At 54.5% G+C, this 26,303-nt stretch carries 24 protein-coding genes and 3 pseudogenes; 9 read left to right on the forward strand and 18 right to left on the reverse strand.

Going from position 1 to position 26,303, the window contains the following annotated elements; translation table 11 throughout:
- Positions 1–259 precede the first annotated feature (259 nt).
- The 11 genes and pseudogenes from ACR0LD_RS07385 to ACR0LD_RS07435 form a co-directional block, all read right to left on the reverse strand.
- A pseudogene (locus ACR0LD_RS07385) lies at positions 260–511 on the reverse strand (IS6 family transposase); the annotation flags it as partial.
- 255 nt (positions 512–766) lie between these two features.
- Complete coding sequence (locus tag ACR0LD_RS07390) at positions 767–1,897, reverse strand: cytochrome-c peroxidase (RefSeq protein ID WP_480636237.1); 1,131 nt, start codon at positions 1,895–1,897, stop codon at positions 767–769.
- Positions 1,894–2,271 (reverse strand): hypothetical protein, encoded by a 378-nt coding sequence (locus ACR0LD_RS07395; protein ID WP_170339934.1) that lies wholly within the window; start codon positions 2,269–2,271, stop codon positions 1,894–1,896. Before ACR0LD_RS07395 ends, ACR0LD_RS07390 begins: the two co-directional genes overlap by 4 nt.
- Entirely contained in the window at positions 2,268–3,053 is a 786-nt protein-coding gene (locus tag ACR0LD_RS07400; protein ID WP_254429939.1) for a TatD family hydrolase, read from the reverse strand. Before ACR0LD_RS07400 ends, ACR0LD_RS07395 begins: the two co-directional genes overlap by 4 nt.
- Positions 3,054–3,095: 42 nt before the next feature.
- A complete protein-coding gene (locus ACR0LD_RS07405) occupies positions 3,096–3,962 on the reverse strand; it encodes a dioxygenase family protein (protein ID WP_480636239.1) in 867 nt (288 codons plus the stop codon).
- A gap of 10 nt (positions 3,963–3,972) precedes the next feature.
- On the reverse strand, positions 3,973–5,277 hold the full coding sequence (locus tag ACR0LD_RS07410) for a TRAP transporter large permease (RefSeq protein ID WP_170339327.1): 1,305 nt from the start codon (positions 5,275–5,277) through the stop codon (positions 3,973–3,975).
- The gene (locus tag ACR0LD_RS07415; RefSeq protein WP_170339329.1) at positions 5,274–5,825 is read right to left on the reverse strand and encodes a TRAP transporter small permease subunit; all 552 of its coding nucleotides are present in this window, start codon (positions 5,823–5,825) and stop codon (positions 5,274–5,276) included. Before ACR0LD_RS07415 ends, ACR0LD_RS07410 begins: the two co-directional genes overlap by 4 nt.
- Before the next feature lie 30 nt (positions 5,826–5,855).
- Positions 5,856–6,929, reverse strand: coding sequence for a C4-dicarboxylate TRAP transporter substrate-binding protein (locus ACR0LD_RS07420; RefSeq protein WP_170439450.1), 1,074 nt, complete (start codon positions 6,927–6,929; stop codon positions 5,856–5,858).
- Between the two features lie 34 nt (positions 6,930–6,963).
- Positions 6,964–7,419: an OsmC family protein gene (locus tag ACR0LD_RS07425; RefSeq protein ID WP_480636241.1), complete on the reverse strand. Its 456-nt coding sequence runs from the start codon at positions 7,417–7,419 to the stop codon at positions 6,964–6,966.
- A gap of 18 nt (positions 7,420–7,437) precedes the next feature.
- Positions 7,438–8,103 carry a malonic semialdehyde reductase gene (locus tag ACR0LD_RS07430; protein WP_170404058.1) on the reverse strand — a complete coding sequence of 222 codons (666 nt, stop codon included), beginning with the start codon at positions 8,101–8,103 and terminating at the stop codon, positions 7,438–7,440.
- Positions 8,100–8,984 (reverse strand): fumarylacetoacetate hydrolase family protein, encoded by an 885-nt coding sequence (locus ACR0LD_RS07435; protein ID WP_170371584.1) that lies wholly within the window; start codon positions 8,982–8,984, stop codon positions 8,100–8,102. Before ACR0LD_RS07435 ends, ACR0LD_RS07430 begins: the two co-directional genes overlap by 4 nt.
- 84 nt (positions 8,985–9,068) lie before the next feature.
- Between ACR0LD_RS07435 and ACR0LD_RS07440 the strand changes: the two genes are divergently transcribed.
- From ACR0LD_RS07440 to yghX, 5 genes are all read left to right on the forward strand, one after another.
- A complete protein-coding gene (locus ACR0LD_RS07440; RefSeq protein WP_170363807.1) occupies positions 9,069–9,455 on the forward strand; it encodes a YciI family protein in 387 nt (128 codons plus the stop codon).
- A 42-nt stretch (positions 9,456–9,497) separates the two neighbouring features.
- A complete protein-coding gene (locus tag ACR0LD_RS07445; RefSeq protein WP_480636244.1) occupies positions 9,498–10,163 on the forward strand; it encodes a GntR family transcriptional regulator in 666 nt (221 codons plus the stop codon).
- Position 10,164: 1 nt separating this feature from the next.
- Positions 10,165–11,463, forward strand: a complete 1,299-nt coding sequence (locus tag ACR0LD_RS07450; protein WP_480636246.1) for a malonyl-CoA decarboxylase domain-containing protein — start codon at positions 10,165–10,167, stop codon at positions 11,461–11,463.
- Positions 11,460–12,983, forward strand: coding sequence for a malonate--CoA ligase (locus ACR0LD_RS07455; protein ID WP_480636248.1), 1,524 nt, complete (start codon positions 11,460–11,462; stop codon positions 12,981–12,983). The genes ACR0LD_RS07450 and ACR0LD_RS07455 overlap by 4 nt, the downstream gene beginning before the upstream one ends.
- Positions 12,984–13,072: 89 nt before the next feature.
- Positions 13,073–13,963: a YghX family hydrolase gene (gene yghX, locus ACR0LD_RS07460; RefSeq protein ID WP_480636250.1), complete on the forward strand. Its 891-nt coding sequence runs from the start codon at positions 13,073–13,075 to the stop codon at positions 13,961–13,963.
- A 597-nt stretch (positions 13,964–14,560) separates the two neighbouring features.
- Here the strand turns inward: yghX and ACR0LD_RS07465 are convergent.
- A complete protein-coding gene (locus ACR0LD_RS07465; RefSeq protein ID WP_170340103.1) occupies positions 14,561–15,049 on the reverse strand; it encodes a CHAP domain-containing protein in 489 nt (162 codons plus the stop codon).
- 293 nt (positions 15,050–15,342) lie between these two features.
- On the opposite strand from ACR0LD_RS07465, the gene ACR0LD_RS07470 reads away from it, so the two are divergent.
- Positions 15,343–16,275: an IS5 family transposase gene (locus tag ACR0LD_RS07470; RefSeq protein WP_480636252.1), complete on the forward strand. Its 933-nt coding sequence runs from the start codon at positions 15,343–15,345 to the stop codon at positions 16,273–16,275.
- 178 nt (positions 16,276–16,453) lie between these two features.
- Here the strand turns inward: ACR0LD_RS07470 and ACR0LD_RS07475 are convergent, their stop codons facing one another.
- The gene (locus tag ACR0LD_RS07475) at positions 16,454–16,915 is read right to left on the reverse strand and encodes a hypothetical protein (RefSeq protein ID WP_170357415.1); all 462 of its coding nucleotides are present in this window, start codon (positions 16,913–16,915) and stop codon (positions 16,454–16,456) included.
- A gap of 267 nt (positions 16,916–17,182) precedes the next feature.
- On the opposite strand from ACR0LD_RS07475, the gene ACR0LD_RS07480 reads away from it, so the two are divergent.
- Positions 17,183–18,457, forward strand: a complete 1,275-nt coding sequence (locus tag ACR0LD_RS07480) for an adenylate/guanylate cyclase domain-containing protein (protein WP_170339966.1) — start codon at positions 17,183–17,185, stop codon at positions 18,455–18,457.
- A 248-nt stretch (positions 18,458–18,705) separates the two neighbouring features.
- On the opposite strand, the gene ACR0LD_RS07485 is transcribed toward ACR0LD_RS07480, so the two are convergent.
- The 3 genes from ACR0LD_RS07485 to ACR0LD_RS07495 form a co-directional block, all read right to left on the reverse strand.
- Positions 18,706–19,938: an alpha/beta hydrolase family protein gene (locus ACR0LD_RS07485; RefSeq protein WP_480636255.1), complete on the reverse strand. Its 1,233-nt coding sequence runs from the start codon at positions 19,936–19,938 to the stop codon at positions 18,706–18,708.
- A gap of 307 nt (positions 19,939–20,245) precedes the next feature.
- Positions 20,246–21,673 (reverse strand): adenylate/guanylate cyclase domain-containing protein, encoded by a 1,428-nt coding sequence (locus ACR0LD_RS07490; RefSeq protein ID WP_480636257.1) that lies wholly within the window; start codon positions 21,671–21,673, stop codon positions 20,246–20,248.
- A 20-nt stretch (positions 21,674–21,693) separates the two neighbouring features.
- Complete coding sequence (locus ACR0LD_RS07495) at positions 21,694–21,990, reverse strand: putative quinol monooxygenase (protein ID WP_170371452.1); 297 nt, start codon at positions 21,988–21,990, stop codon at positions 21,694–21,696.
- 379 nt (positions 21,991–22,369) lie between these two features.
- Here ACR0LD_RS07495 and ACR0LD_RS07500 point away from each other — a divergent pair, with 379 nt between their 5' ends.
- Positions 22,370–24,262, forward strand: a complete 1,893-nt coding sequence (locus ACR0LD_RS07500) for an amidohydrolase (RefSeq protein ID WP_170390695.1) — start codon at positions 22,370–22,372, stop codon at positions 24,260–24,262.
- A gap of 9 nt (positions 24,263–24,271) precedes the next feature.
- Here the strand turns inward: ACR0LD_RS07500 and ACR0LD_RS07505 are convergent.
- A pseudogene (locus ACR0LD_RS07505) lies at positions 24,272–25,028 on the reverse strand (IS5 family transposase).
- A gap of 183 nt (positions 25,029–25,211) precedes the next feature.
- On the opposite strand from ACR0LD_RS07505, the gene ACR0LD_RS07510 reads away from it, so the two are divergent.
- A complete protein-coding gene (locus tag ACR0LD_RS07510) occupies positions 25,212–26,117 on the forward strand; it encodes a DEAD/DEAH box helicase (protein ID WP_480636259.1) in 906 nt (301 codons plus the stop codon).
- Positions 26,118–26,193: 76 nt separating this feature from the next.
- Here the strand turns inward: ACR0LD_RS07510 and ACR0LD_RS07515 are convergent.
- Positions 26,194–26,303, reverse strand: a pseudogene (locus ACR0LD_RS07515) (IS6 family transposase); the annotation flags it as partial.

Below are 26,303 nucleotides of genomic sequence, written 5' to 3' on the forward strand. Positions count from 1 at the left end.
TGGGCAATCCCATCTTTCAGTCGACATCATGGAAGCAGAGAGATGAATGGACCGCGGCGGATTTAAGTAAACTTTGCACGCTTCGGAAAAACGGCCTCAGTCTGCATATCGCGCTTTCTCTGATCGAGGCAGAGCGGCACAGCCCACGGTACTACCCACAGAAACCCGTGGCAAGAAAACAGTGGCGAAAGGCGGGAATGGGCGGCGGTTCTGTCAGACGAAGTCGAACCAGTCTCAGTTTACCGCGGGAACCACGAACCTATCCGGAACAAAGTTGACTCCACTCGCAAAGACCGGCGAGGCGGATCAGCCTGAAGGTGCTTGGGCTGGTTAGCGATCTTTCCTAGTTGAAGTGGTCAAATACAGAGGATTTGAAGACGGCGAATTTCTGTAGATTTCGCATGTGTTTGAAGCGCTGTAACGCGAGGTCGAGTCGTACAAACGGCAGGTGGGAGTTCTCGAGGCGGTCATTGAGCCACCTGCCCGTTTGCCGTTTGTCAAAAGCGCCCAACCCAATTGCCTTAATGCAGCCTTTTAGCATGCGAAGCGACCAGTGACGAAAGTTTTTGTGGGCAGGCGCCAGAGCAAGACGATATTTTACTCGGGAACGGCCCGACCAAAGTAGGCAACAAGGGGTTCGGCATAGATCATTCGGACGACTGCAACGACCTTGTTTTGTTGGCCACACTCTCTGACGTGGAAAGGGGGTCAGCAAAATTCGGCGTGCCGCATAACTCAGGCGGCGCTTTGGCCGAATTGGAGTATCTCAAGGCCATGTAACGCCGGACAAAGTCTCCAAAAACATAATGAGATCAGTGATCTCCTGCTCGGACAAGTTCAGTTCTGAGAGTATGGCCTCACCGTCGGCATGCAGCCTTTCGGTATCAAGCTCGCTGTAGTGCCGGACCACCGCGTCCAAGTCGATCAAACTGCCGTCGTGCATATAGGGCGGAGTTTCAGCCACACCCCGCAAACTTGGCGTACGAAAGGTCCCAAAATCAGAATGACGTCTATGCACACTGCGAACCGCCCACGCACCTTGCTTGGCGGGATCGTCGTTCCATTCCCCGTCCAGTGTGTAGACGCTTGAAAATAGGAAGTTCAACCCGCCGAACCGTCCTTCATCGACTTCGGTTTCGCTTAGGAAGTAAGGCACACCGGCGTCGTGAAATTCATTGTTGGATAATGCCGGGCCATTGTGGCAAAGGGCACATTTCCCGCGCCCCAGAAAGAGCTTTAGACCTCTCTGAGCAGCTTCGGGATAGTTCGCAGCCGCCAACAGATCTCCGCGTTCCAGCGCATCGCGGAAACTGTCAAATTGTGTCCGCTCGGTTCTAAGCGTCTCCAAATAGGCTGATAGAGACTTGGCCGTGTTGACCAGGACCAACTCCGGGTCTTGACTTCGGATATTGCCGAAAATGGACTCAAAATCAGCAACATAAGAACTCTCGGAAATTGCCGCCTTTAGACTTTCGCTGCTGTGAGCCATCTCTTGTTCTTCGATGATCGGATGCAGACTTGCTGCCCAGAGACTATCGCTCTTGCCACCCCAACCGTACCAGCGCAGACTCGCAAGGTTTCTCAGGGATGGGGTGTTCCGATCCAACCTGACACGGCCGAGCGCCCGCGCCTCGGATGTTGTAAATGCCTGTTCGGGGTCGTGACAACTCGCACAAGAAAAAGCGCCGTCTACCGACAGCACCGGATCGTTGAACAAAGCCGCGCCGAGCAAAATAGCTCTTGAGTCACCTGAAACGCGATTGCTGGGGTCTGGCTTGTATGTTGGCGGCCACGGCCCGAAGGAAAGCGTTTGCTGTATTTCCTCTTCGGACAATAGAATTTCTGAGTGTACAGCAACCGGAAGCGCCATTAGCGCGGTTAAAGCCCAGAACTTCATTTGAGCGTGATCTCTGACGTGTAGGACAGCGATCGCCCTCCGATATGAACGTCAGCCTGCAGCTCCCAGAGTCCCGGCATGTGAAACAGCAAATCATCGACCCGGAACATTCCATCGCCCAATGCCGAAACTTCGGGAACGTAATTCAAACCGTGCTGATGAGCGGGCATGATTGCATCAACACGCACCTCATGTGCTGTTGCTTCACTGCAGACTGAAATCAGAACGGAAAACGGTTGGGCCAACGGAATTTCGCTGACAGCCAAATAAACCGCAGGCGCATCTGGGGCTTCCGACCCCATGCGTTGCCCCACAGCGTCACAAGCAATTGCTGCGCCCGATGAAGCAAGAAGCCATATAACCCAGCGGATCATTCTGATGCCAGCAAACGTTCAGCGTTGGCATAGGCGATGTTGTCTGCGATCCGTTCCGGCAGCAGATCCAGCCATTCACGCGAAAAATCTGCGTGCGGGCCAACGTAGTACCAACGTTCCGGCGCAAATGTGTCCGTGCCAACCATGAACCGATCGGGATGCACCTCGAACGCGGCCTTCCAATCCGGGTCTAAACGGCCGCGTGAAACCATATCCGACCGAAAAGCCAAGTCCGCCCAAAGCCTGGGATAAGTGTCCAAAGCGTCAGACACGCTGGCCGGGTCGTCAAAGCCAGAATGCGCCCACAAAACCCGCGCCTCTGGCCAAGTCTCGAAGATCAGGTCAACTGCCTCTCGATCACCGTGGTGGTGTAGAATGAGGTTCCGCTCTTTGGCCAGTGCAATCATACGCTGGATGACCGGCGTTTTGATATCTTCGCCGTAAGCGTGAAACTCGCCGATAGCTTCGTAGTCGTTTTTGGCCAGGTTTTCTTCCAGATAATCAATTACAGTTTCATCGTGCATCCAGGTGTTGATTTCACCGCGACGACGGTACGGGCGCAACGCTGGAACGACGATGTCCGGTGCCGCGTCCAACAACAGCTGAGTGCCATTGTCGTCCGAGCTGGAAACTAGCGCTTTCCGCACGCCTGCATCCCGAAGGATTTTAGCCACCTGTTCTGGTGGCACCAGTTCGACGGCGTCGTGGCTGTAATGAATATGCGTGTCGAAGATGGGGCGCTCTTGTGCGATGGCGGCACTGCAAAACAGCGCAGCGCCCAAAATGAAGATACGTTTCAGCACCTCAAGCCTCCTATCTATCAATCAGTCCTTGGCAAGCGTCACGTCGAAATTCACATGCAAGAAAGGTTCATGGATCTGACCAGAAAGCTCCATGCCATCAGGAAATTCAGAAGCCGGGCGTTCAACATATGTCATCACCAGATCGTCGCGCACGCCAAACACCGTGTCTTCATCCAGATAGGGATCATCGTCGGGAAATATCTCGGTCACCAAAGTGCGATAACCGGGAGCTTTGACGATGTAATGCAGGTGCGACGGTCGCCAGGGATGGCGACCACAGGCTCGCAGAATGTCTCCGACTGGCCCATCAGATGGCACCGTGTATTCCACTGGTTTGACCGTGGTGAAAGCGTAACGGCCATCTGAGCCGACCGTCATAAAGCCATGAAAAGAGTAGATATCCTGTTCCTCATCCTGACTGGCGTAGAGCCCGTTTGGTGCGGTTTGCCAGATGTCGAGCTCGGCACCCGCAATCGGATTGCCCTTTGTATCCCGGACCACGCCTTCAGCAAGAAGGACCGGCCCGCCGTAGTGACGTTTCATATCGCCACCGATCGGCAGCGGGGGTGCGCCTGAGACGTGAAACGGCCCCAACACAGACGAACTGGTCGCGTCAGGGCTGGAATGCAGCATGTCAACCAATGACGACAGGCCCAACACGTCCGAGGCTAGCACGAATTCATGCCTATCCTCGGTTTCCACCGCGGCGCAGCCTTCCAGAAACGCAATCCCAGCGCGCCACTCGTCATGCGTCAGGTTGGTTTCCCGTGCGAAATCGTGCAGGTGTTTGACCAGTGAGCCCATGATCTCGCGCATTCGTGGATCTGAGTCTTTGGACAGGTACCCCATGAAGACGTCAGTGATATTGTCTTTGGTGACAGAGCGCATCTTGGCCTCCTTAAATCAGGGCAAGGCTGAGGATCGGGAACTCGATCAGAATGAACAGAACGATCAGCATCACGAACGCAAAGGGAAGTGCGCCCATGAACACGTCTTTGAGTGATATGCGGTCGTCGTTGATCGTGGATTTTATGACAAAGCAGGATATGCCTAAAGGCGGTGTCAAAAGCCCGATTTCGGCTCCGACCACGGTGATAATGCCGAACCAGATCAGCGACATATCCAGCGCCTCGGCCATAGGTAGGAACAACGGAACAACGATAAGAATGATCGACGCCGTGTCGAGCAGCGTTCCCAGGAACAGCATCAGAAGAACATAAAGCAGCATGATCGACCAAAAGGACGCGGAATTCCCTGCAAGCAAGTCCTGAAGTTGATTGGGCAACCCCGCCAGTCCCAGCATTCGACTGTATATTGAAGCCGCCGTAATCAGGAACAGGATCGCCGCCGTGATGTGCCCGGTTTCCAGCAACGCGTCCCAGAATGCGCGCGGAGACATAGACTTGCGGGCAACCGCGATGATTAGCGCGACAAAAGCTCCGGCGGCTCCTGCTTCTACTGCCGTCAACCAACCCGTGTAGATACCACCAAGCACGATGGTAATGATGAACAGTGTCGGCAGTGTCTTGGAGGCGATCTCGCGTCCTGACATCCACTCGGTGTCTTCAACAACACGACCACCGACGAAAGCTGGGGTGAAGCGCCCCATGACCCAAATCGCGCCGACATAAGCGATTGCCAGCATAATCCCTGGAATGACCCCCGCCAGGAACATGTCACCAACGGATTGTTCGGCCACGAAGGAATAGATGATCAGCATTGCCGACGGCGGGATGATCATCCCCAAGACCGAAGACCCAGCTACAACCCCAACCGCAAAACGTGGATTATATGCCTGCGCCATCATCTGCGGGACCGAGACTTTGGTGAACACTGATGCCGACGCAATGGACGACCCGGTAACGGCCGCAAACACGGCATTTGCTCCGACAGTCGCCATTCCGATACCGCCTTTGACCTTGCGAAATCGCATGGTCATGACCTCGTAAATATCCCTGCCTAGTCCCGCTTTTGAAACGATAAGCCCCATAAAGGTAAACAAAGGGATTGTCGCGAAACTATACTCCATCGCGCTATCGCCAACCGCCACTTTCAACAGGTTGAGCGCAAGCGTGAAGTTGTCCCGCATCAGCCAGATCGACACGAACGAGACCACGCCCAGAGCGATAGGAATGTAAACGCCCGCGTAAATCAGAAAGACGATGGCGATGACCGAGATCAGGCCAATCTCGATCGGGGTCATTCTGCAGCCTCGTCATGCTCTGGGGTGCGGACAAGTTGCGGGCGGTCCTGCGCCGTGACGACCTTGAGCAGGAAGATCACGCAGGCAAGCGCAGTACCGCACGCGATGACCAGTTTGACCGGCCACCAAGGCAATGTGAAAAGACCGGGCACTCCGAAGTAGTCCTGTGTTTCCCACATGTGAAGAAATTCTGGAAAGGTTACATAAGCGATCAAGGCCATGAAGATTGCCGAAATGGCGTTGATGATGCGCCTCAGGTTGGCTGTCAGACCGGGGCGACGATGGTGTAGCAGGTTCAAAAACCCGTCCGAGCGCGTCAATCGATCCACTCTGACAACGTCGGCCAGCTGCAGGAACACGATCATCACGACCGAGAATTGCACCATCTCGTAGGTTCCGCGCAGTGGGGCTGAAAAAAGGCCCCGCGCAATGACGTCAACATTCAGAATGACCACCAACGCCAGGACGACAAGCGTACCCAATGCGTTGGCGGCGATAGCAAGCGAATTGGCGACCCGCGACAGGACGGTAACTGCGGTCTTCAGCATGTCTGGCCCCTTTCTCGGGTCGCCGAACGATTATTCGGCCGTCCAGTCCCGCACACCAGTGAAACCAGCATCCTGAAGCTTGCCGAGATAAGCGGCCAGCATATCTGTGCCCTGCTCGCCGTTCTCATTCAGCGTTGTAGCCCATTCCTGCGCAACATTGGGCATCGCATTTGCCCACGCAGCGCGGTCTTCGTCCGAGATTTCAATGATCGATCCGCCAGCTTCTAGAAATGCATCTCGCGACGCAGCGGCTCGATCCATTGCAATACCTGCCACGTGGTCACGGTAGTCGATAGCCACGGCCTGTAGTACTTCTTTTACCTCATCGGGCAGACTCGCCCAGTAGTCGGCATTGACGGTGACTGTTTTTGTATTTACCGCACCAAGGTCTGCCTTCAACATGTAAGGGGCCACTTCGACGATTTTGAACGTCTTGGAAGCTTCCGGCCAAATCATTACGCAATCGACAAGGCCGGTTTGAACCATGTTGTAGAAATCAGTGAGGCCTCCGCGTACGCCCGCCGCGTCCTTGATACCCTCGAGATAGCGCAAGTTCAGGCCGGCACCCGCGATCTTGCGTCCTTCAAGATCTGCAACTTTCTCGACCGGCTCTGAGCAGAAAATCTGATATGTGTCGAGCACAACGCCCGTCGCCAGATAAACCTGATTTTGCGCAGCAAACTCATTCTGCATAGCCGGGTATTCTCGCGCGATCTCGTCAACTGCCTTGGCCACTGCACGAGCATCCGACGCGACGAATGGTGTCGAGCCCGAGATCCCCTGGCTGGGCAGCTTGGACGAATGGAAGATGGTTGTGACGATGCCAATGTCGCCCAAACCCAACTGTACGCCTTCCAAAACACCTTTGGGTTTTACAATAGAACCGCCATAGTTCTCCTGCCAGTTCATCTTGTAATTGCCGGACTCGGCCAACCGCTTATCCACTTCTGGAATAAAGAAGTTGGTGAATTCCTTCACCCATAAGGCCCGATCTGGGTACCCATCAATCACAACAGCTGAAATGGTCTCTTCTGCCGCGAGGGGCATCGCCATGACGCTTGCCACAGCAGCCGCAACAAGGCTGCGTTTGGTCCAGTTTTTCATTTCTCTCCTCCCAGAAAGTCGGGTCTGTTGACTTTTAGCTGCTTGTTTTGACCCAGTTGACGGTCAGGTCAGTGCCTGCCGCTTCGAACAGCTTTGCGATGGCACAGTATTTGGCCGTTTCCTCACCCACGCGTGTCAGCTCCTCCTGACTGGCGGGCGTTTCACAATTCACGGTGAGTTCAATTTCCGGAAACGGAACATCGATCTCTTCTTCCATTAGGACACCACGGCGATCCAACCTGCATTTCGCGTCTATCGTCACTGTGCCAAGATCAACTCCCAAACGGTGCGCATTCTTGTGCCCGATGACGTTGGTGCAGGCGATCAGCGCTGCCATTGCGGTTTCGGTCGGAGACGGGCCAAGATTTGTTCCGCCCCGTTCGACCGGTTCGTCTACGACAACATCTAAATCACGAATGGGAATCTCGGTCCGCGCGGGCGTCGGGCATTGAGCTGTCGTGCGGTACGTGACGACAGGTTTCACTTTCATGGCCACTGGGTCACCTCCTCATGCATAAGAGCAAACCTTTTCGAATGGGAAGCGAGGCAGCTTGTGAAACAGTCCCGTTTCATCTGCGTAGCCCAGATTGCACAAAAAGTTCGACTTGAGCGTTGTTCCTGCAAAGAACTCCTCGTCGACGATCTTGTTCGAAAAGCCGGACATCGCGCCGACATCCAACCCGACAGCTCGGGCGGCGATCATGAAATAAGCGCCCTGAAGCGTTCCGTTGCGAAAAGCTGTATCGGCCACATATTCGGGATTGTTCTCAAACAATGGTCGTCGGTCTTCGTGCGGGAAAAGAAAAGGCAATTCCCTCCAGAAGTCCATGTCATAGGCAATGATCGCCGTGACCGGCGCATCCATCATTTTTGGCACGTTCTTCGGCTTCAACGACTTGGCAAGCCGCTCTTTTCCTTCGGCACTTTTCACGAAAACGAAGCGGGCGGGCAGCGTATTCATGCTGGTCGCGCCGTTGATCGTGATGTCGTAAATCTCTTCGAGCAGATCGTCAGAAACCGGCTGGTCGGTCCAGGCATAGTGAGACCTGGACTCGCGAAGGATCAGGGCAATTGCATCGTCGGACAATCGCGGAATGCGCTGGCGCAGGTCTCGATGATCTTGCTGTGCCTTGGCGCGAAGTGCTTCCAGCTCTGCCCCGGTTGGTGCGGTCATGCTGCGGCGACCTTTGACTTGGCGTCTTTTTCATCAATCACTGGGCTGGCGCAAACTCCAATGCCTTCAATCTCGACCTCGACGGTTTCGCCGGGTTTCAACCAACGGGGATTGGGCTTTTTGGCGTGTCCAACTCCAGGTGGCGTGCCCAGAGCAATCAGATCCCCCGGCTCCAAAGTGGTATATTCCGAGATCGTCGCAATTACCTGCCGGACACCCCAGATCATATTGGCCGTGTTCGAGCTTTGCAGGATTTCATCGCCCACACGGCTTTCGATCTTCAGACCTGATGCTCCTTCGGGCAACTCATCTGGCGTCACGGTGAAAGGACCGATAGCGCCCGTATCATCAAAGTTTTTGCCGGGCGTCCACTGAACGGTTTTGCGCTGATAGTCCCGCAGCGAACCATCGTTGAATACAGTGTAGCCAAAGACATAATCCAGCGCGTCCTGCTCCGAGATATGGCGGCCGCGTTTTCCAACGATCAGCATAAGCTCGGCTTCGTAGTCGAGTTTTTCCGAACACGCAGGCCGCACCATAGGTTGGCCCGCCGCCATGATCGAATTCTTACCGCGCATGAACAGCGTTGGATATTCGGGGATGTCGTAGCCGCCCTCTTTGATGTGATCCGTATAGTTCAAACCCATGCAAATGATTGTGCCGGGTGACGCCACGGGCAACGCCGGTGTGACTGAGGATAACGGCACAGCTTCCGCCGAGGTGATTTTTTCAGCCAGCGAGTCGGCCAAACCTGGCTGGCCAATCAAACCCATCAAATCGGAACCGACGGCAGGGTCCAAAGCCGTTAGATTCACTGCGTTTTCACCGTTCACGGCAAAAACCGCTGTGCCTTCCGAAGTCTCTCCCACCAGGTATTTCATTGTCACCTTCCATGTTAGCTTGCTTGATTTTTGCCGACTATTTTGCCATATGTCAAATAATATCGATATTTTTGGAGACCGCGAATGGTTGCTTGGGCAGACTACAAATCAGATGCGAAAAGCCGCGGTGCGCTTGCGTTGGAGCTTTACGTCGCGCTGAGCACGCCAGCCAAAGCGCCCGAAGATGTAAAAGCTTCACTGCCAGATCACCTGGCGTATCAGGCGCAGCTTGAACATTCGGGGCAGTTGGCTTTTGCAGGCCCCATGTCGGATGAAACCGGCGAGCATATGCAAGGGATTGGCCTCATCATCTATAGGGCCGACAGTCTCGAAGCCGCCCGAAAGCTGGCAGAAGATGACCCGATGCACAAAAGCGGTGCACGCAGCTTTGTACTTCGGCGATGGCTGATAAACGAGGGCTCGCTGAACATCTCAATCGGGCTATCGACTGGAACGAGCACGCTCAGCTAAGAGCTCCCAGCAGACTGCACCACGTAGAAGGGAATGCCAGACATGGAAGCCATGCTTGATACCGAGGTTAAAGAGACATCCGCCACTCATGGTGCGTATCGAAAGCTGCGCGAAATGATCCTGACTGGCGAGCTGCCGCCCGGCCAAAAGCTCAAGATCGAACAGCTCCGTGGGCTCCTTGAGACCGGCGCAAGCCCGGTTCGCGAAGCTCTAAGCCTTTTGACATCGGATATGTTGGTGGAACGAATTGACCAGCGCGGATTCAGGGCTGCACCAGTAAGCAAATGCAACTTCGAGGAAATCCTTATGTTGCGATGCGGTCTTGAAGAAACCGCGTTGCGCAAGTCCATCGCCAATGCAGACTCAGCCTGGGAAGACAGGCTTGTTTTGCGGCACCACCATATGAAAAAGGCGAGCCAAAAAGGGGAACACGACTTTGAAGACGCACACAAGGCGTTTCACATGGCCTTGTTGGACAATGCGAGGCTTCCTTTACTCTTGCGGTATTGCTCGCAGCTCTACGACCTGAACATCCGCTATCGATATCTGGCGGCTGGCGGGTCGAGTTACAAAAAGCGCGATATCAACGCAGAGCATCAGGAAATACTGGACGCAGCACTGGATCGCGATGCAGAAAGCGCAACGCGGCATTTGGTCGATCATTACCGTCGAACTGGTGAGTATCTGAGCAGTCAGATGGAGTCGTGAAATGCAGCGGAACTGGTTTCTGGGCGATCTGCTTAATCAGCTGTTCGACCGCCCCGGCAAAAAGCGGGGCATAGATGACAAGCGATCCATCTCGGAGCTATGTGAAGCACTCTTGTCTGCGGAAGGTGAAGTATCAGGTTTCGCGCTCGCATCAACGATACTGGATCGATACCAGACCTTGGACGACCCGGAAAAACTGGACTTCTTCGCTTATTTGAACGATCAGCTTGAGTTAGACGCGGATCAACTGTCTGAGACGGCGCGTCGTTATGCCGAGTGTAGAAGTGTCGATCTGTACAAAAGGCTTAGCGAGGCGGCCGAACCCAAACGGCAAGAATTGCTGCGCCGTCTGAATCAACCCTCCGGCGCGACGCAAGAGCTTGTGGCAATGCGCGTTGACCTGTTGCGTTTTCTCAAATCCAACCCCGAACTCAAGCGCACAGATGTAGATTTCGTGCATTTACTGCGAAGCTGGTTCAACCGGGGGTTTCTGGTCCTCAAACAAATCAGTTGGGATACACCAGCCCGCGTTCTGGACAAGATCGTCGCGTATGAGGCCGTCCATCAGATTCATGATCTGGACGACCTGCGGCGCCGGCTTTTACCGCCCGACCGTCGCTGTTTTGCATTTTTTCATCCCTCAATGCCGGATGAGCCGCTGATTTTTGTCGAAGTTGCTTTGACGACTGAGATTCCGAACGCGATTGAAGTGCTTTTGTCCGAAGTTCGAGAGCCGATCGAACCAGAGCGGGCCAAAATCGCCGCATTCTACTCAATTTCAAACTGCCAGAGGGGTTTAATGGGTATCGGCTTTGGAAACCTGCTGATCAAACAGGTTGTGACCGAACTTTCGCGAGAGCTTCCGGGCCTTGACACATTTGTGACCTTGTCTCCGATACCCGGTATGAACCGGTGGTTAGCTGGCGAAACAGGACATCCCGAGCATGGCCATGCTGCCGAAGCCGTACTTGCGGGAACAGCCCCTCCGCAGGACGTGCGGGCGATGGCCGCCCGATACCTGTTACACGCCAAGCGCGAGGATGGGATGCCGCTGGACCCTGTGGCCCGCTTTCACCTGGGCAATGGCGCCGAGCTTCACGAACTGCATGCCGGGGCCGATCCGTCACAGAACGGACGATCCCAATCCGGCGGCGCAATGGTCAATTACCTCTACGACTTGAAAAAGACTGAACGTCACCACGAAGAATTTGTGACGCACGCCACAATCGAAACCTCGCGTTCCGTGCGCGCGGCTTCAACCACTGTACTTGCGGCCAGACCAGAGGAAAATCCAGCGTGACTAACACACTTTATGACAGCTTGTTTGCCCACCACGTGGGAAACGAGGCTCCGTTCCTGCTACTCGATGACGGAAAGGTAGTGTCATATGACGCGTTTCTGAAACGCGCTGCGCAGATCGCGCATGTTTTGCAGAACAGCGGAGTTTCTCCTGGCGACCGCATCGTTGTGCAGGCCCCAAAGTTGGCCGATACGATTGCACTCTATGCCGCTTCGGTTCAGACAGGTGCTGTCTATTTGCCGCTAAACACTGCTTACACAATGGCAGAATTGGACTACTTCGCATCTGACGCCCTGCCTGCGGTGATCGTCTGCGACGACAAAGACGAAGCTGAGATCAAAAAATTGGCGGATCAGTATGGCGCAAGGCTGCTTACCCTTGGCGGTGAAAGATCAAGCTTAAGCCGCCAAGCTGACACGCAGCCGCGCGAGTTTGAAACCGTTGATCGCGCCCCGGACGACCTTGCGGCTTTGCTTTATACGTCGGGAACCACGGGTCGCTCTAAGGGCGCAATGTTGAGCCACCAGAACCTTTTGACCAATGCACAAGCTCTCGCGAATTTGTGGGGTATCACAAAAAACGATCGCTTGGTTCACGCGTTGCCGATCTTTCACACGCACGGGCTTTTTGTGGCGATGAACACGTCACTAGTCGCCGGGTCCGAAGTTCGGCTGATGGAAAAATTCGACATTGGAATGATCTTGGAGGAATTACCGCATTCAACCCTTCTAATGGGCGTCCCAACTTTCTACACTCGATTGCTGGCAGATGACGGTTTCACCAAAGAGACGGCGGCGAACATGCGGTTGTTCGTGTCGGGCTCTGCCCCATTGCTGGCCGAAACCCATCAGGCGTTCGAAGCGCGCACAGGCCACCGCATCCTGGAGCGCTACGGTATGACCGAGACAAACATGAACACCTCGAACCCTTATACTGGCGAACGTCGCGCAGGAACTGTTGGCATGGCATTGCCCGGCATCGAGGTGATCGTCACTGATCCTGAAACCGGTGAGCAACTGCCCAGAGGGACGGTTGGAATGATCGAGATACGCGGCCCTAATGTTTTCCAAGGCTATTGGCAGATGCCCGAAAAAACCGCTGCAGAACTTCGCGAGAATGGGTTCTTTATCACCGGGGATCTGGGCAAATACAGCGAGGATGGCTACCTGTCGATTGTAGGTCGTTCAAAAGACCTCATCATTACTGGCGGTTACAACGTCTACCCCAAGGAAATCGAAGACGTTTTAAACGACATCGATGGCGTACTGGAGTCGGCAGTCTTTGGCGTCCCTGACAACGACTTCGGGGAAGAGATCATTGCCGCTCTGGTTGCTGAGCCAGGCGTAGAACTCGACACGGATCAGATTGCATCAATCATCAGGGAAAGGCTGTCGCGCTTCAAACATCCGCGTCGCTACGAACTCGTCCAAGAGTTGCCACGAAACACCATGGGAAAAGTCCAAAAGAACGTTCTGCGCGATCAGCACACGAAGAAGGAACCCGCTACGGCAATATCTTAGCCGACCTGCCTAGAACTTCGAACAAACCATAACCCTTTGAACTGATAGTATCCCACGGATTGAATCGCCACCTCATCAGGAGATTGACCATGACTCGCATGACAGCAAAAGACTTCGATCAGGAACTGCTGGATCTGTACGACTATTATGCGCACGGAAAGATCACCAAACGCCAATTTCTGGACCGCGCCGGAAAATTCGCGGTTGGCGGCTTAGCGGCTGCCGCGTTATTGAACATGCTCAGCCCGAACTATGCGCTGGCACAGCAGGTGTCGTTCAACGATCCCGATATCCACGCAGACTACATAACCTACCCCTCTCCGAACGGAACGGGTGATGTCCGAGGCTACCTTGTTCGTCCCGCTGGTGTGGAAGAACCCCTGCCCGGGGTGCTCGTGATACACGAAAACCGCGGCCTGAATCCCTACATCGAAGATGTGGCGCGACGCTTGGCGAAAGCAGGCTTTATGGCACTGGCTCCTGACGGCCTAACGTCGGTTGGCGGATACCCCGGCAACGACGCAGATGGGCGCGAGTTGCAGAAGACAGTCGACCGGGTCGAGCTGATGAATGACTTCTTCAATGGCTTCGAATACCTGTTGAACCGGGAAGACTGTACTGGGAAAGTTGGCGCTGTAGGTTTCTGCTATGGCGGTGGTGTGGTCAGCGCAATTGCCGTGGCCTACCCCGAATTGGCAGCCGGCGTGCCATTTTACGGCCGCCAACCGGCCTCCGAGGATGTGGCTAGAATTCAGGCACCGCTACTGATTCAGATGGGAGAGCTTGATGAACGCATCAACGCAGGTTGGCCGGAGTTCGAAGCTGCGCTGCAATCCAACAATAAGGTTTACGAGGCCTACATCTACGAGAATGCCAACCACGGCTTTCATAACGACAGTACGCCTCGGTATGACGAGGAAATGGCAAACTTGGCCTGGGACCGCACCATTGATTGGTTTGACACCTACCTAAAGTCCTGAACTGAGTTCGCGGAATGGCGAAGCGACGGCAAAAAATCTGTCGTCGCTTCGGTGTTCAAAAACTTCGAGAGAGCGTCATCAAACAAACTCAAAGCATTCTCGGCCAGCCCCAAATAGCTGCCTTTTTGCTGCACCAAGCTCGCGCCATTCGCCGAGGGTAGCGTTGCATGTCAGCTTCAAGGTGTCTCGATTGGTAAGAGATTGCTAAAGGTTGAAGTGATTTTAGAGGGCGGAGTGAACGGCCGCGAGCTTTTGCAATTTTGCATCCGACTTACTGGCTTCATAGTAATTCGAGAACGGTTGTTTTGGTCCGTGACCCGGTCATACCGGATCGCAATCTCGCTGCGTTCTGCCTGAACGTCCGCATTTTCCTCTGTCATGCAGCGGGTGATTTTCGGCGATGCGGTGGGTAATCTTGCTGCGAGCGCTCGCTGCGTAAATTCTTCACTTCCACGGAGGGCTCGATGCGGTCACTCGCTCTACCGCCACAATTATCCGATTTGCGGACTTTTTCCGTCACTGGCCCGCGTGAACTACTGAGCCGCTTGTGACCCATCCGTCGGATACGCACAGTGTGCGGTTCACAACTGAATTAAGTTATTCCCCAACATTGGGATAAATGAACCCGTTCACCGGGTAGAAGCTGCCATACCGGCCCGGATGACTTTCAACTCGGACCAATGTCCAATCATTGTTTTTGGATACATCCTTGACGCCCATTTTCAATGATACCTTGTTGCGGTGCCAGTTGGCGTGGTTCACGATGACTTCTCTGTCAGTGACGACATCGGATACGACAGCCACGTGACCAAGCGGCATCCCTCGGGTTGCTCGAAATGACATGACCGCACCAACAACCGGTTCATTGCCTCGCTCAAAAGTATTGCGCGCCTTGCCCCACCAGTCCTTGGCGTTTCCGCGAATTTCGATACCGCTGAGGTTACGTGCGTAGGGTACGCACCATACCCTTTGCCCTCGAGCTTGTTTTTGAGAGACCTCGCGCAACGCCATGGCCTGACGTTCTGGATCGAGATCCGCGCCGCTTGGGGCCTGAGCGCAGGCAGAAACAAGAGCAAAAAGCCCCATCGCAAACGCAGCGCGAGCAGTACCGTGCAGGCACGGCCGTTTCGTATTCGCTTTGCTGTCGCTGTTCTTCAAGACATTACATTGACGGTTTGAGGGGTCGGATAGTTTTAAGGCGATCTAATGGGTAATGAAAAGAGCCCAGCCGGATCCCCGGCAGAAATTTGCCAGTTGATATTCATCCTCGAAAGGACGAGCGCGAAACTTTGCAAAGTCAACTTTCTGCGCACAGCGGCCTTGTTGCACAAATCTGTTGAGGGATTCACTACATGAATTCAGCATGATAGCTGGATGGTATGAGCAGTTGGGCCCCTACGAAGTACAAGACCACGAACTGGTCGGCTTACAATGACAGTTTGAAGCAGCGCGGATCACTGACGATCTGGTTTGATCCGGAGATGGTCTGGGTGCCGCCGCCGACCGGCAAGCGCGGCCGGAAGCCGAGCTTCAGTGATGCGGCGATCCAGACCTGTCTGACGATGAAGGTGCTCTTTGGCATGCCGCTCAGGCAGACAACTGGTTTCGTGCAGAGCCTGCTGCGGCTGGTCGGTCTGGATTGGGCGGTGCCGGATTTCAGCACTCTGTGCCGTCGACAACAGAAGCTGAACGTCGCCATCCCCTACCGCGGTAGCCATGGCCCCCTGCATCTTCTGATCGACAGCACCGGCATCAAAGCCGAAGGCGAAGGTGAATGGAACGCCCGCAAGCACGGCGGCCCAAAGCGGCGCATCTGGCGCAAGATACACATAGGGATCGACGAGGAAACACTGGAAGTTCGGGCCGTCGAGGTCACGGGCAGCAACATTGGTGACGCGCCCATGTTGCCAGAACTGCTGGACCAGATCCCACCTGATCAGGAGATCGGTAGCGTCACCGCCGACGGTGCCTATGACACCCGAAAATGCCACGAAGCAATTGCCGCTCGAAACGCCGCAGCTGTCATCCCGCCCCGCAAAAACGCCAAGCCATGGAAACCGACGAGCGCCGGCGCCATCGCACGCAACGAAGCTCTGCGGACCTCAAAGTACCTGGGCCGTGCTATCTGGCGACGATGGAGCGGCTATCACCGCCGGAGCCGTGTCGAGTCCAAGATGAACTGCATCAAGCTGCTTGGTCAGTCATTGATGGCTCGAGACTTCGATCGCCAGGTCGCGGAACTGCAAGTCCGCATCGCCGTGCTGAACGGCTACACCGCGCTTGGCATACCCATCTCAGTGGCAGTAGAGTAAATCCGTCCGGGCAAACGGGAACTCCGGCCCTCAGCCGATTTGTGCAACATGGCCGCGCACAGCCGCCGTCGGTCGATCGCGCAGCATCGGTCACTTGGGGCTCACATCCTCTGTTCGCTGCGTCTTCACTGAGTGACTACTTTGCGGACGAAGTGGCTAGCCTCGGACAACTTCTGAATTAGCCCGAAACATCCATCGAGTAGAAATAGGTCGCACAAATAGTCTGGTCATCAACGCTTGTAGGCGCTGCCGCACCCGTAAACATCGCGATGCCGAGATAGTCGAACCCAGAACTTTCTTCGTTCCAGGCCGCCATAAATGTGATTGGCTGGTCTCCACAAAGCGTGTTTCCCTGACGCAACGGTCCGACGTCACCTGATACCCGGAATACCTGAGCAAAAGGCACGTCACCAGACGCGCCCCAATTACCTGAACTCTTGGCGTCATGAACCTCGAGATCAAGAGAAGCGCCGGTCTCGAAGACTATCCGCTTGGTAGACAAGATTACTGGCCCGGTAATCGCCATTGCCGTTTCGCTGGAAGGATTGAAGGCCTTGGAATCCTCAAAGAGCGGTTGGGAAGATGCAGCACCCCCCATTACCCCCATAGTTATTTGCAGCATCAGGTTCGATCGACGCATTTGATTCTCCATTGTGCGAAGCGGGCTGACAACCTTAAACATGCTTTTGCTTTGTCGTCGAATGCAGCCGAGAGACCAAGCCAATCGTTGTCTATGCTGAGCACGCGATCAAGGTCTGAGGAGGACTCGAACCTGACGTTCGTCTGAAAATCGTGAGCGTACGCGTGTGAGAATTTGCAAACCCATTGCAAGAGAAATGAGAGTTCGAAGACAAACCCAATGACATGAGCCTCCGGCTGTAACAAGATGGTGGCAGAGGTGTACGTTATGGCGGATGTTTTCGACCGCATTGCAGATTGGTTGCAGAAGCTGGCCTTTTTTGATGCCGACCTTGGCGGGCTAGTCGAGCAGCTAAGTCACAGGCTGATCGATGGTGGCGTGCCGGTTTCGCGTGTTTCCTTGGGCCGCCTGATGATGCACCCTGTAATTGGATTGCTCGACGCAACATGGGATGCTTCCAACCATCGAATTGAATGGACTGTTCTTCCACGAAGCTCGGTGACAACTGATCTCTTCGACAAAGCACCCTTCGGAGAGAACTCGAAATTGGCCAATGAGATAGCGAAACAGCACTTCAACAAGGAAGTCTGGGACTTGGCGGACGACCTTACGAACGGCTCGATCAAGTTTCCTTTCATGCGAGCAGATCTGACTGACGAAGCGACCCGTGACAGATTTCCGCTATTCCAAAAACTCGCTGAGGCAGGTGTCACCGACTACGTCGTATTCAGTGCACCATTCGGCAATCGTACCGTTGTATTTGACGGCAAGGTCGAGTGGGCTTTGGGGGCGTCAGTCTCTTTTGCTACAAAGCGTCGTTCTGGTTTCACAGACCGGGAGGTAGATGGTCTGTCGCGACTGTCTCTACCTTTGCTTGGTACAGCGCGTGTTCTGTCAGAGCAGTTCCTGGCAGCTGAGTTGATGGAGGTTTACTTGGGCAAGGTGTCCGGTCGATCTGTATTGAACGGTCAAATAGCCCGGGGAGATGTCAGCAAAATTGACTGCGCTCTATTGTTCAGTGACATACACGGGTCTACGGCTTTGAGCCAGCGCCTGTCACCGGAAAAATATGTCGCGACCGTCAACCAATTCTTCGACTGCGTCGGCGGGGCGGTACACGACCACGGCGGAGAGGTTCTGAAATTCGTTGGCGATGGGTTGCTTGCGATCTTTCCTTTTGATGGCCAACGAAGACTACCCGAAGACATGTGCGAAGCTGCCCTGTCGGCGGCGCGAGAAGCGTTCCAAAGGCATAAAGAGCTTGATCCATCAGACCGTGCTGAGTTTGGGATTGGTTTGCACACTGGCGCGGCTGTGTACGGGAATGTTGGCACTGAAAAGCGCTTGGATTTTACGGTAACCGGCACATCAGTTGCGATAGTCAGCAGGTTAGAGAGCTTGACGCGAAAACTGGATGCGCGGCTTTTGGCAACTGGCGACTTTGTCAGCTTGGTATCTGAAGAGCCGCATAAATTGGGGCGGCATTCATTGCGGAGTTTTGATGAAGACTTAGAGGTCTTTTCCTACGGAATTGTCACGTAAAGCTCAATTGCATGAGCCTTTTGCAAACATGCTTTGATGTGCGTTTTGAGGCGCGGGCACTAGAATGACAACGGTCTGCTTCGGGCTCGTAGCGGTTTTCCCGCAAGACTCAGTGTTTGGCTTCTCGGCAGACAGAAGCTGCAATTCCAATCATATCGGTAAAACTCGCTTCCAGACAGAAACGGAAATTCACCGAAGCATCCGGCAAAAAACGCGGAGATAACAGGGTCGCAGTCCAATTCATTGTTTCAACGTTGATCCTGGAGGCGCCGGATGTAGTCGCTGACGATCTCTTCCCAGAGTATCGGCCACCACAATACCCAATGACCTTTGTTGTAGCCAGGAACGGCCACGATATGAGTCTCACTATTGGCACCCATCGCTTCCATTGCGGTGAGGTTGGATAGGGAATGCTCGATGCTGTAGAACATGTCATCTTCCCCATAGATGGAAAGCACCGGCCCATCGAATGTTCCAATACGTCGAAAGAGCGTCGGATTGATTTGAGGATCACCGTAGCCCTCTGCCATCCATCCCCCAACGAAGTTGATCACACCAGCGGTGTTTCCCGGATCGTCGCCGGCCTGCATAAGGGCAACAATGCCCCCGCGCGAGAAACCAATCAGTAGAACCGATCCATCACTCACATCCGGTCGTTCCTGCAACGCATGCAGCGCTGCTTTTGCATCCATCAGCGCACGTTCCGCCCCTGCCAAAGATAGCCGGGCCTCCGTCGAATAGCCCTCGGTCCGATCTTCAGCAAAGCCCTCGTCATACAATCCGTCGGACCCACCCCGACCGCGGCGCTGTGGGAACGCAGCGATCCAACCGTGTGAGTTCAGAACGTCCGCAAGCCAGTCGTTGGAAAAGAACCGATCAAAAGCCTGCGGATCGGTTCCAGAGCCGGTTGAGCCGTGATGAACGAGAGCCAACGGGAAAGGCCCATCACCAGGAGGTCGATAGATGGCCACAGCAAGCTCGACTGTTGCGCCGTCCTCTCGGAGTTCCGTCGTAAGGAAGTCTCGCGTTCCAACCTCAAACCACTGGCGGGTCGCCGTCGCGAGGACTTCTGAGAGGGTTTGTCGCTCGAGTATTGCGACGCGGTCCTCGGTTGGATAGATGCCCCGCAGTCGCCCCGTACCCGAAATTGAATAGCGCGCCCCGAAGTCATTGTCGGTGAACACCAACGTGCTTCCGTCTAAACGTGCTTTGCTCCGGAACCAGTTTCCGCGGCCATGCTGGCCACGTCCGACCGAGTAAACAACATTGAACAACCCATCCTCATCTCGGCTTTCGACGACGAGGATATGACTTCTCCGAGAGTCCCATCTCCCCGTCCAAATTCCAAGAAAAGGAGAATCTGGCGTTACATCAATTGCAATGTCGGCAGGAAGCGGGGCGTCCCCGATAAGAACGGAGTCTTGCGCAAAACACTGAGTGGCCAAGACAACGAGTGTTGCGATGGTGAGAGAAAAGCGCATGACGAATGCCCCGATGCTGTAAGTGATACGAGTCCGCCCTTTTTTTAGCACAGTACACGGTGCGATTAGTGCAACTCATCTCTCTGGACTGCCAAGCCTGCTACTCACCATCTTGTGAAGTGTGGTTGGCTTGGCCATTGGTTCCCACTTGCACGCGTGAAAGCGGTCTTTTGCACACGCGATTTCTCAATGAATCCCGTCCTGGCGTCGCAGCGTGGCGGGAAACTGGCCTTTCGATTGTCGTGCAGCCATTTTTGATATGTGATGTCACAGGTTTTGGACTGAGCTGCCGTGACCGAAAATTTGACTAGTCGTCCAGATCTGAAACAAGGGACTTTAGTCGGAGGATTGCCCCTTTGCTTATGCGAGCACGATCAACTGTAAGAGAAAAGCCTTCATCTTCCTCGTGAATAATGCGGCTATCGCGGTCGGCACTTTCATAAATAGCGGTCGCAGCATAGGTGCGAATGGGGTTTTGAAATCCCTTCACTCGAACAGGCTCTCGTTCCTCAACCGGAAGCCAGTCTTTTACCAAAGAATAGGATTCGGCAGCGAGTAAGAGACCTCCTGGATCACACTCGGCCTCAAGTCTCGCAGCAAGGTTCACTTCGCGTCCGATAGCAGTGTAGTCCATCCGGTCTTCCGAGCCGAAGTTTCCAATAGTGCAGTAACCAGTGTTTATGCCCATGCGAGCGCGAAATGGTCGATCGATCAATCCTTTGCGCTGCCATTCCGTTTGCAAGTGGCCAAGCTTGCGTTGCATATCTATTGCCATTCGCACACATGCAGCGGCATCTTCTTCTACCCCGAGGCTTTCGGGTTCGCCAAAGTACAGCATCATGGCGTCACCGACAAACTTGTCGAAATATGCGCCGTGCTTCAGGGCGATTTCGGACATTGCTGAAAGATACTCATTCAACAAAGTAGTCAACTCCTCGGCTTCGAGATGATCTGTGATTTCGGAGAAGTCGACGATGTCTGAGAAGAAGATCGTGAGCTTTCGGCGGCGGCTTTCGATAGCCGCGTGTTGGTCGCCGGCAATGATTGACTCGTAGAGTTGGGGTGGCATGTATTTGGCAAGCTGTTTGGACACGTGTGTCAAAGTGTCATTCGCCTCACGCATCTGGCTCAGCAAGTGCAAGTTGTCCAAGGCGATGTTCGCTTGTGCCGCAAATGTTGTGAGAATATCGAACTGCTCTTTTTGAAGTTTTCCGGTTGAATGCCTCAACACGGCGAGAGCTCCAACAGTTTGTCCTCCTTGTGAAATCGGCACCATGGTGACTGCCTGAAACCCTGAGGCGAGGAAGTTTCCAGCCCCTATACGGAACCTGTCTTTCGATGCGGCGACGTCCGGCAGATCAATCGCCTCGCCGTTCAAAATGACATGGCCATGGATTGTTTCTGGATGAAGTGGCGCCGGAAAGCGACGCCGCCAAGCCTCGACACCAGCCGGTTCGGGACCAGAAATTGCTCCCAAAATCAGTTTGTCGCCGTCCTGTAATCCAATGCTGACTGTCGACTTTGGGAACAGCGTTTGACCCGCTTCAACAATCGAGTTGAAGACAGGTTGAGGGTCTTTGATAGAGCTGTTGACGACCTCCAGGATTTTGGCGGTCGCCTTTTGCCGATCCAGCGCCTCCCGCAACCGGAGTTCCAAGGCTGCCAAGTCCTCAGCCTTCGGTTCGTTCAGACCAAGGACGCGTTCTGGCAGCGATTTTCCCCTACCCTTCGACATCCTGATCCTCCCGTTCGCGATTAGCCGTCGACCAAGTCATAGTGCTTGATGGATCGAGACTCGACGAGGTCAGCTTCTATCGGATCGATGTGCGGGCTTTGGTAGTTTTCTCCCACAAACGACTTCAGTGCCTCCAAGCTCTCCCAAACCATAACGAAACTGAACTCTCGTGGCGTATCCTCTCTCGGCGCTCCCGGAAGAAGGTGCACGATTCCAGGGGTGTTTTTCATCAACGGGATCGCAGTGCCGCGAAAAAAGCGGCCAAATTCCTCTTCTTTTCCCGGCCGCGTTGTCACCTGAAAAATGCGCATGATCATACATCCATCCTCCCAAAGATGCGGTTTCTGAATGTATGTGTGCCTCGCACGATCCAGCTTAGCATACTCGATGGCGAGTGTCAGATTATGACTCCGAGCAGTGCTCGTAGAGTTTGGACGAATGACTGCTCTGCGGACAAAACAGACATTGGTCGCAATGGAGCGAGTAACCGGATCGAACCCAAAGACAGCTTGGGGAAGACAGAGGCTGAATGCTTCGATTGGCCTCCATCAAGAACTGCGGTTCGAAGGACTCCAAGTCAGCAAAACTCTGAAGAGCGTTTCTTCTGGTGCGGCTTACGGGCGTCTTTTGGTTAACCGCATTGAAAACATCTGCGTATTTTGTGTTAGTTAAGTGCATTAGGGAGAGGCATCCACCATGGGAAACACCTCCAGACGGGCATTTATTAGGTCCTTCTTGACGAGCACGACGATCCTCGTTGCTCCGAGTACATTGTTCGGGCAAGAAGGCACGCTGACCGATCTTGGCGGAGCGATACTCGATCTTGATGAAGTCACGATTTTTACGGCGCGCGAGATCGTCACACTTGATCCCGACCTTCCAAGCGCCGAAGCCGTTGCTGTTGTAAACAGTCGGGTTTTGGCGACCGGCACTAGAGAGCAAGTTCAAGAGGCGATTGGTGAACAGCCCTTCACCGTTGATGACACATTCGCCGACCACATCATCGTTCCCGGCTTTATCGCCCAGCATGATCACCCAGTTTTGGGCGGCTTGAGCCTTTCGTCCGTCATTCTTTCGATAGAGGACTGGGACTTGCCACAAGGTTTATCACGCGCCGTTGTGGACAAGGATGACTTTCTGGCACGGTTGTCTGAAGCTGTTGATGGTCAGCAAGACCCGGACACCCCTGTCATGACATGGGGATACCACGCTGCATTTTATGGTCCATTGACACGGTCGGACCTTGACCAGATCAGCAGCGAACGACCTATCTTTGTGTGGGCACGCTCTTGCCACGAATTCATCCTGAATTCAGCTGCAATGGAGGCCGCAGGCGTTACCGAGGAGGTCATGGACGCTTGGTCCGACTCAGAAAAGATGCAATCCAGCTTTGAGCATGGGCACTTCTGGGAACAGGGTTTGTTTGCAGTTCTGCCTTTGATTGCGCCATACGTGGCGACCCCTGAAAAGTTTCGCGCTGGTTTGGAGACCATGCGCGATTATTTGCATGCGAAAGGCGTGACCTACGGCAACGAGCCCGGCGGCATTCTCGCACGCCCGGTTCAGGATGCGGTGAACGCTGTATTCTCCGCACCCTCAATGCCGTTTCGGTGGAGCTTCATTCCAGATGGAAAAAGCCTGATCGCCAAATATGACAATGCTGAAGATGTGATCGAACAGACAGAAGCACTTGTCGACTGGTATGGTGGCAAGACCAGTATGTCCAAAGGCAGCGTCAAGCTTTTTGCGGACGGTGCGATATATTCCCTTGCCATTCAACTGAGGGACGATCCGCTTGGCGATTACCATGGCGAGTGGATGATGGACCTGCCGGCCTTTGAACGCGCGTTTCAAACCTATTGGGACGCCGGCTACCAAGTTCATATTCACGTCAACGGTGACGCCGGGTTGGACCGTGTATTGAACGCCTTAGAGCGAAACTTACGCAGAAACCCGCGTTTCGATCATAGAACGGTGATCGTGCACTTTGCTGTGAGTGCGCCCGATCAGGTCGATCGTATCAAACGTCTGGGTGCGATTGTTTCTGCAAATCCCTACTACGTTACGGCACTTGCGGACCAATACAGTAAAACCGGTCTTGGTCCTGAACGCGCCAATGAGATGGTCCGTCTTGGAGATCTGGATCGAGCGGGCGTATCCTGGTCATTGCATTCCGATATGCCGATGGCGCCCGGTGATCCATTGTTCCTAATGTGGTGTGCGGTGAACCGCGTGACGAGTTCCGGTCGGGTAGCAGGACAGGATCAGACGGTCCCGGTCGAAGAGGCCTTGCGTGGAGTGACAATCAACGCCGCCTATTCTCATCGTCTTGAACGGGACCTTGGCAGTATCGAACCTGGCAAGCGTGCGAACTTCACTATTTTGAATGATAACCCATTGACGGTGGATCCCATGGCAATCAAGGATATTCAGGTTTGGGGAACAGTATTGGAAGGCGAAAAGTTTCCTGTGGGCGACAAGCCAGAACAGGAAGATGCACGTTTGCCTCTAAATGATCCGGACAGCCAAAGAGAGTTCGCAGTGAACACTCTCAATCACGCGCTTTCGGTTGTTCACGCCCATCTTTAGGGTCAGGATTCATAACCAGTACATAACGGTTGCCGCGAGTGCGATGGCTGATAGGAATACCTTGGGACAACGGTCGTAGCGTGTCGCCACGCGCCTCCAATCCTTGAGCCTGCCGAACATGATCTCGATCCGGTTGCGGCGTTTGTACCTGCGCTTGTCGTATTTGACCGGTGTCTTGCGTTGCTTACGGCCTGGGATGCAGGCGCGTATCCCTTTGTCTGTTAGCGCTTCTCGGAACCAGTCGGCGTCATAGCCGCGATCCCCGAGCAGCCAATCCACGTTTGGTATGCTGCTGAGCAGAGCCCGAGCACCGATGTAATCGCTGACCTGGCCGGCGGTAACGAACAGGTTGAGCGGGCGACCTTTGCTATCACAAATGGCATGCAGCTTGGTATTCATACCGCCCTTGGTTCTGCCGATCAGGCGTCCACGCCCCCTTTTTCGCGGCCATACTGGTCGCGGTGCGGTGGGCTTTGAGATAGGTCGCGTTAATCATGACAGTCCCCTTTTAGCCGTGCTCGGCGGCCAGGCCGGCCAACATCAGCGCGAAGATGCCTTTCTCGCTCCAAGGCTTCCACCGGCTGTAAAGCGATTTGTGCGGCCCATACGCTTCCGGGGCGTCTCGCCAGCGCAATCCATTGCGATTGACGAAGATAATCCCGCTCAACACCCATCTGTCATCAACTCGAGGCTTGCCGTGCGACTTAGGGAAAAAGCGGGCAAGCTTGGCCATCTGCTCGTCGGTTAGCCAATAAAGGTCGCTCATGACACCGCTCCGTTTTTCGAGCCGTGAATCACGCAACGAAGCGAAAATCAATGCATCCTGACCCTAGAACTCGAGGAACCCCCGAAGAACGACATAGAACGATTCGTCCTTTGGAAAGAGAAGCTGGATGCTGCCCGGGCGAAACTGAAAACCGACGTCGCGCACATTTCCGCAACATCACGGGTGGTCGCGATCACGACCAACCCTCTGATTTTACACTTCGAAAGCGTGGCAAATTCAGGCGGCGGCTCTTGGCACTTTGCGATAGCTGGCGAAGCTAGTCAGATCATGCTGCCCGCGGCTTTGATGGTCGCCAGTTTGGCGAAATGCTGCACCTTTGCCGGGGATCCTCAACAGCTGGCACCAATCGTTCAAAGTGCTGATCCGTTAGCCCAGGCTGTCCTGGGCAAGACGGCGTTCGACGTTTTCAAAGACGCCCAAAGCGTCTTTCTGAATGAGCAGTCCAGAATGTGCCAAGGCGTCTGCGGTATTGTTTCGCACACTTTCTACGGTGATGAACTCGTGGTGTGCCCAAAAGCCGCTCGAGATCCCGAATGGAAGTTGGCTCGATCTCCGTGGTTTCTAGACGGGCGAGAGATACCGCGCGTTCTCGTGGACGACCGCGCCGGAGAGTCCACTTGGTCAAAGCGCTATAATGGCAAGATCCGGTACGCATCGGCAGAAATTGCCGCGGCCCTGGTTCACGAGCTGTTGGGATCCTACGTCGAACCTGACGACGTTTTGATCCTAACACCATTTCGTGCTCAGCGCGCATTGATCAGATCGATGCTTGGCCGCCAGGGACAACGGGCAGTCCGGGTCAGTACGGTTCACCGGGCGCAAGGCAGCGAGCGAAAAATCGTGATCTTCGATCCAGTGGATGCTGGGAGCCCCTTTCTGAATAGCGAGACTGGACGCCGCTTGATGAACGTAGCTGCGTCACGTGCACAGGCGCATCTGGTCATTCTTGTTGGCGAAACAGACCTCCAGAACCCATATCTTGCCAAGATGACCGTGCGCGCACGAAAGCTTTGGGACCGAAAGGGAGATTTCGCGTCACCGCTTCGTGCTCGTCTGCCACAAACGTGATCGTACCGTCATCCCTACGCGAGGGTGCTGTCAGACGAATTCGAACCAGTCTCAGTTTGCCGCGGAAACCGCGAACCTATCCGGAACAAAGCTGACGCCACTCGCTAAGAGCGGCGGCGCGGGTCAGCTTGAAGGTGTCTCGACTGGCTAGCGATCTTTCTTGGTTGAAGTGATTGTAGACGGAGG

Source organism: Ruegeria sp. BF8 (assembly GCF_056538625.1).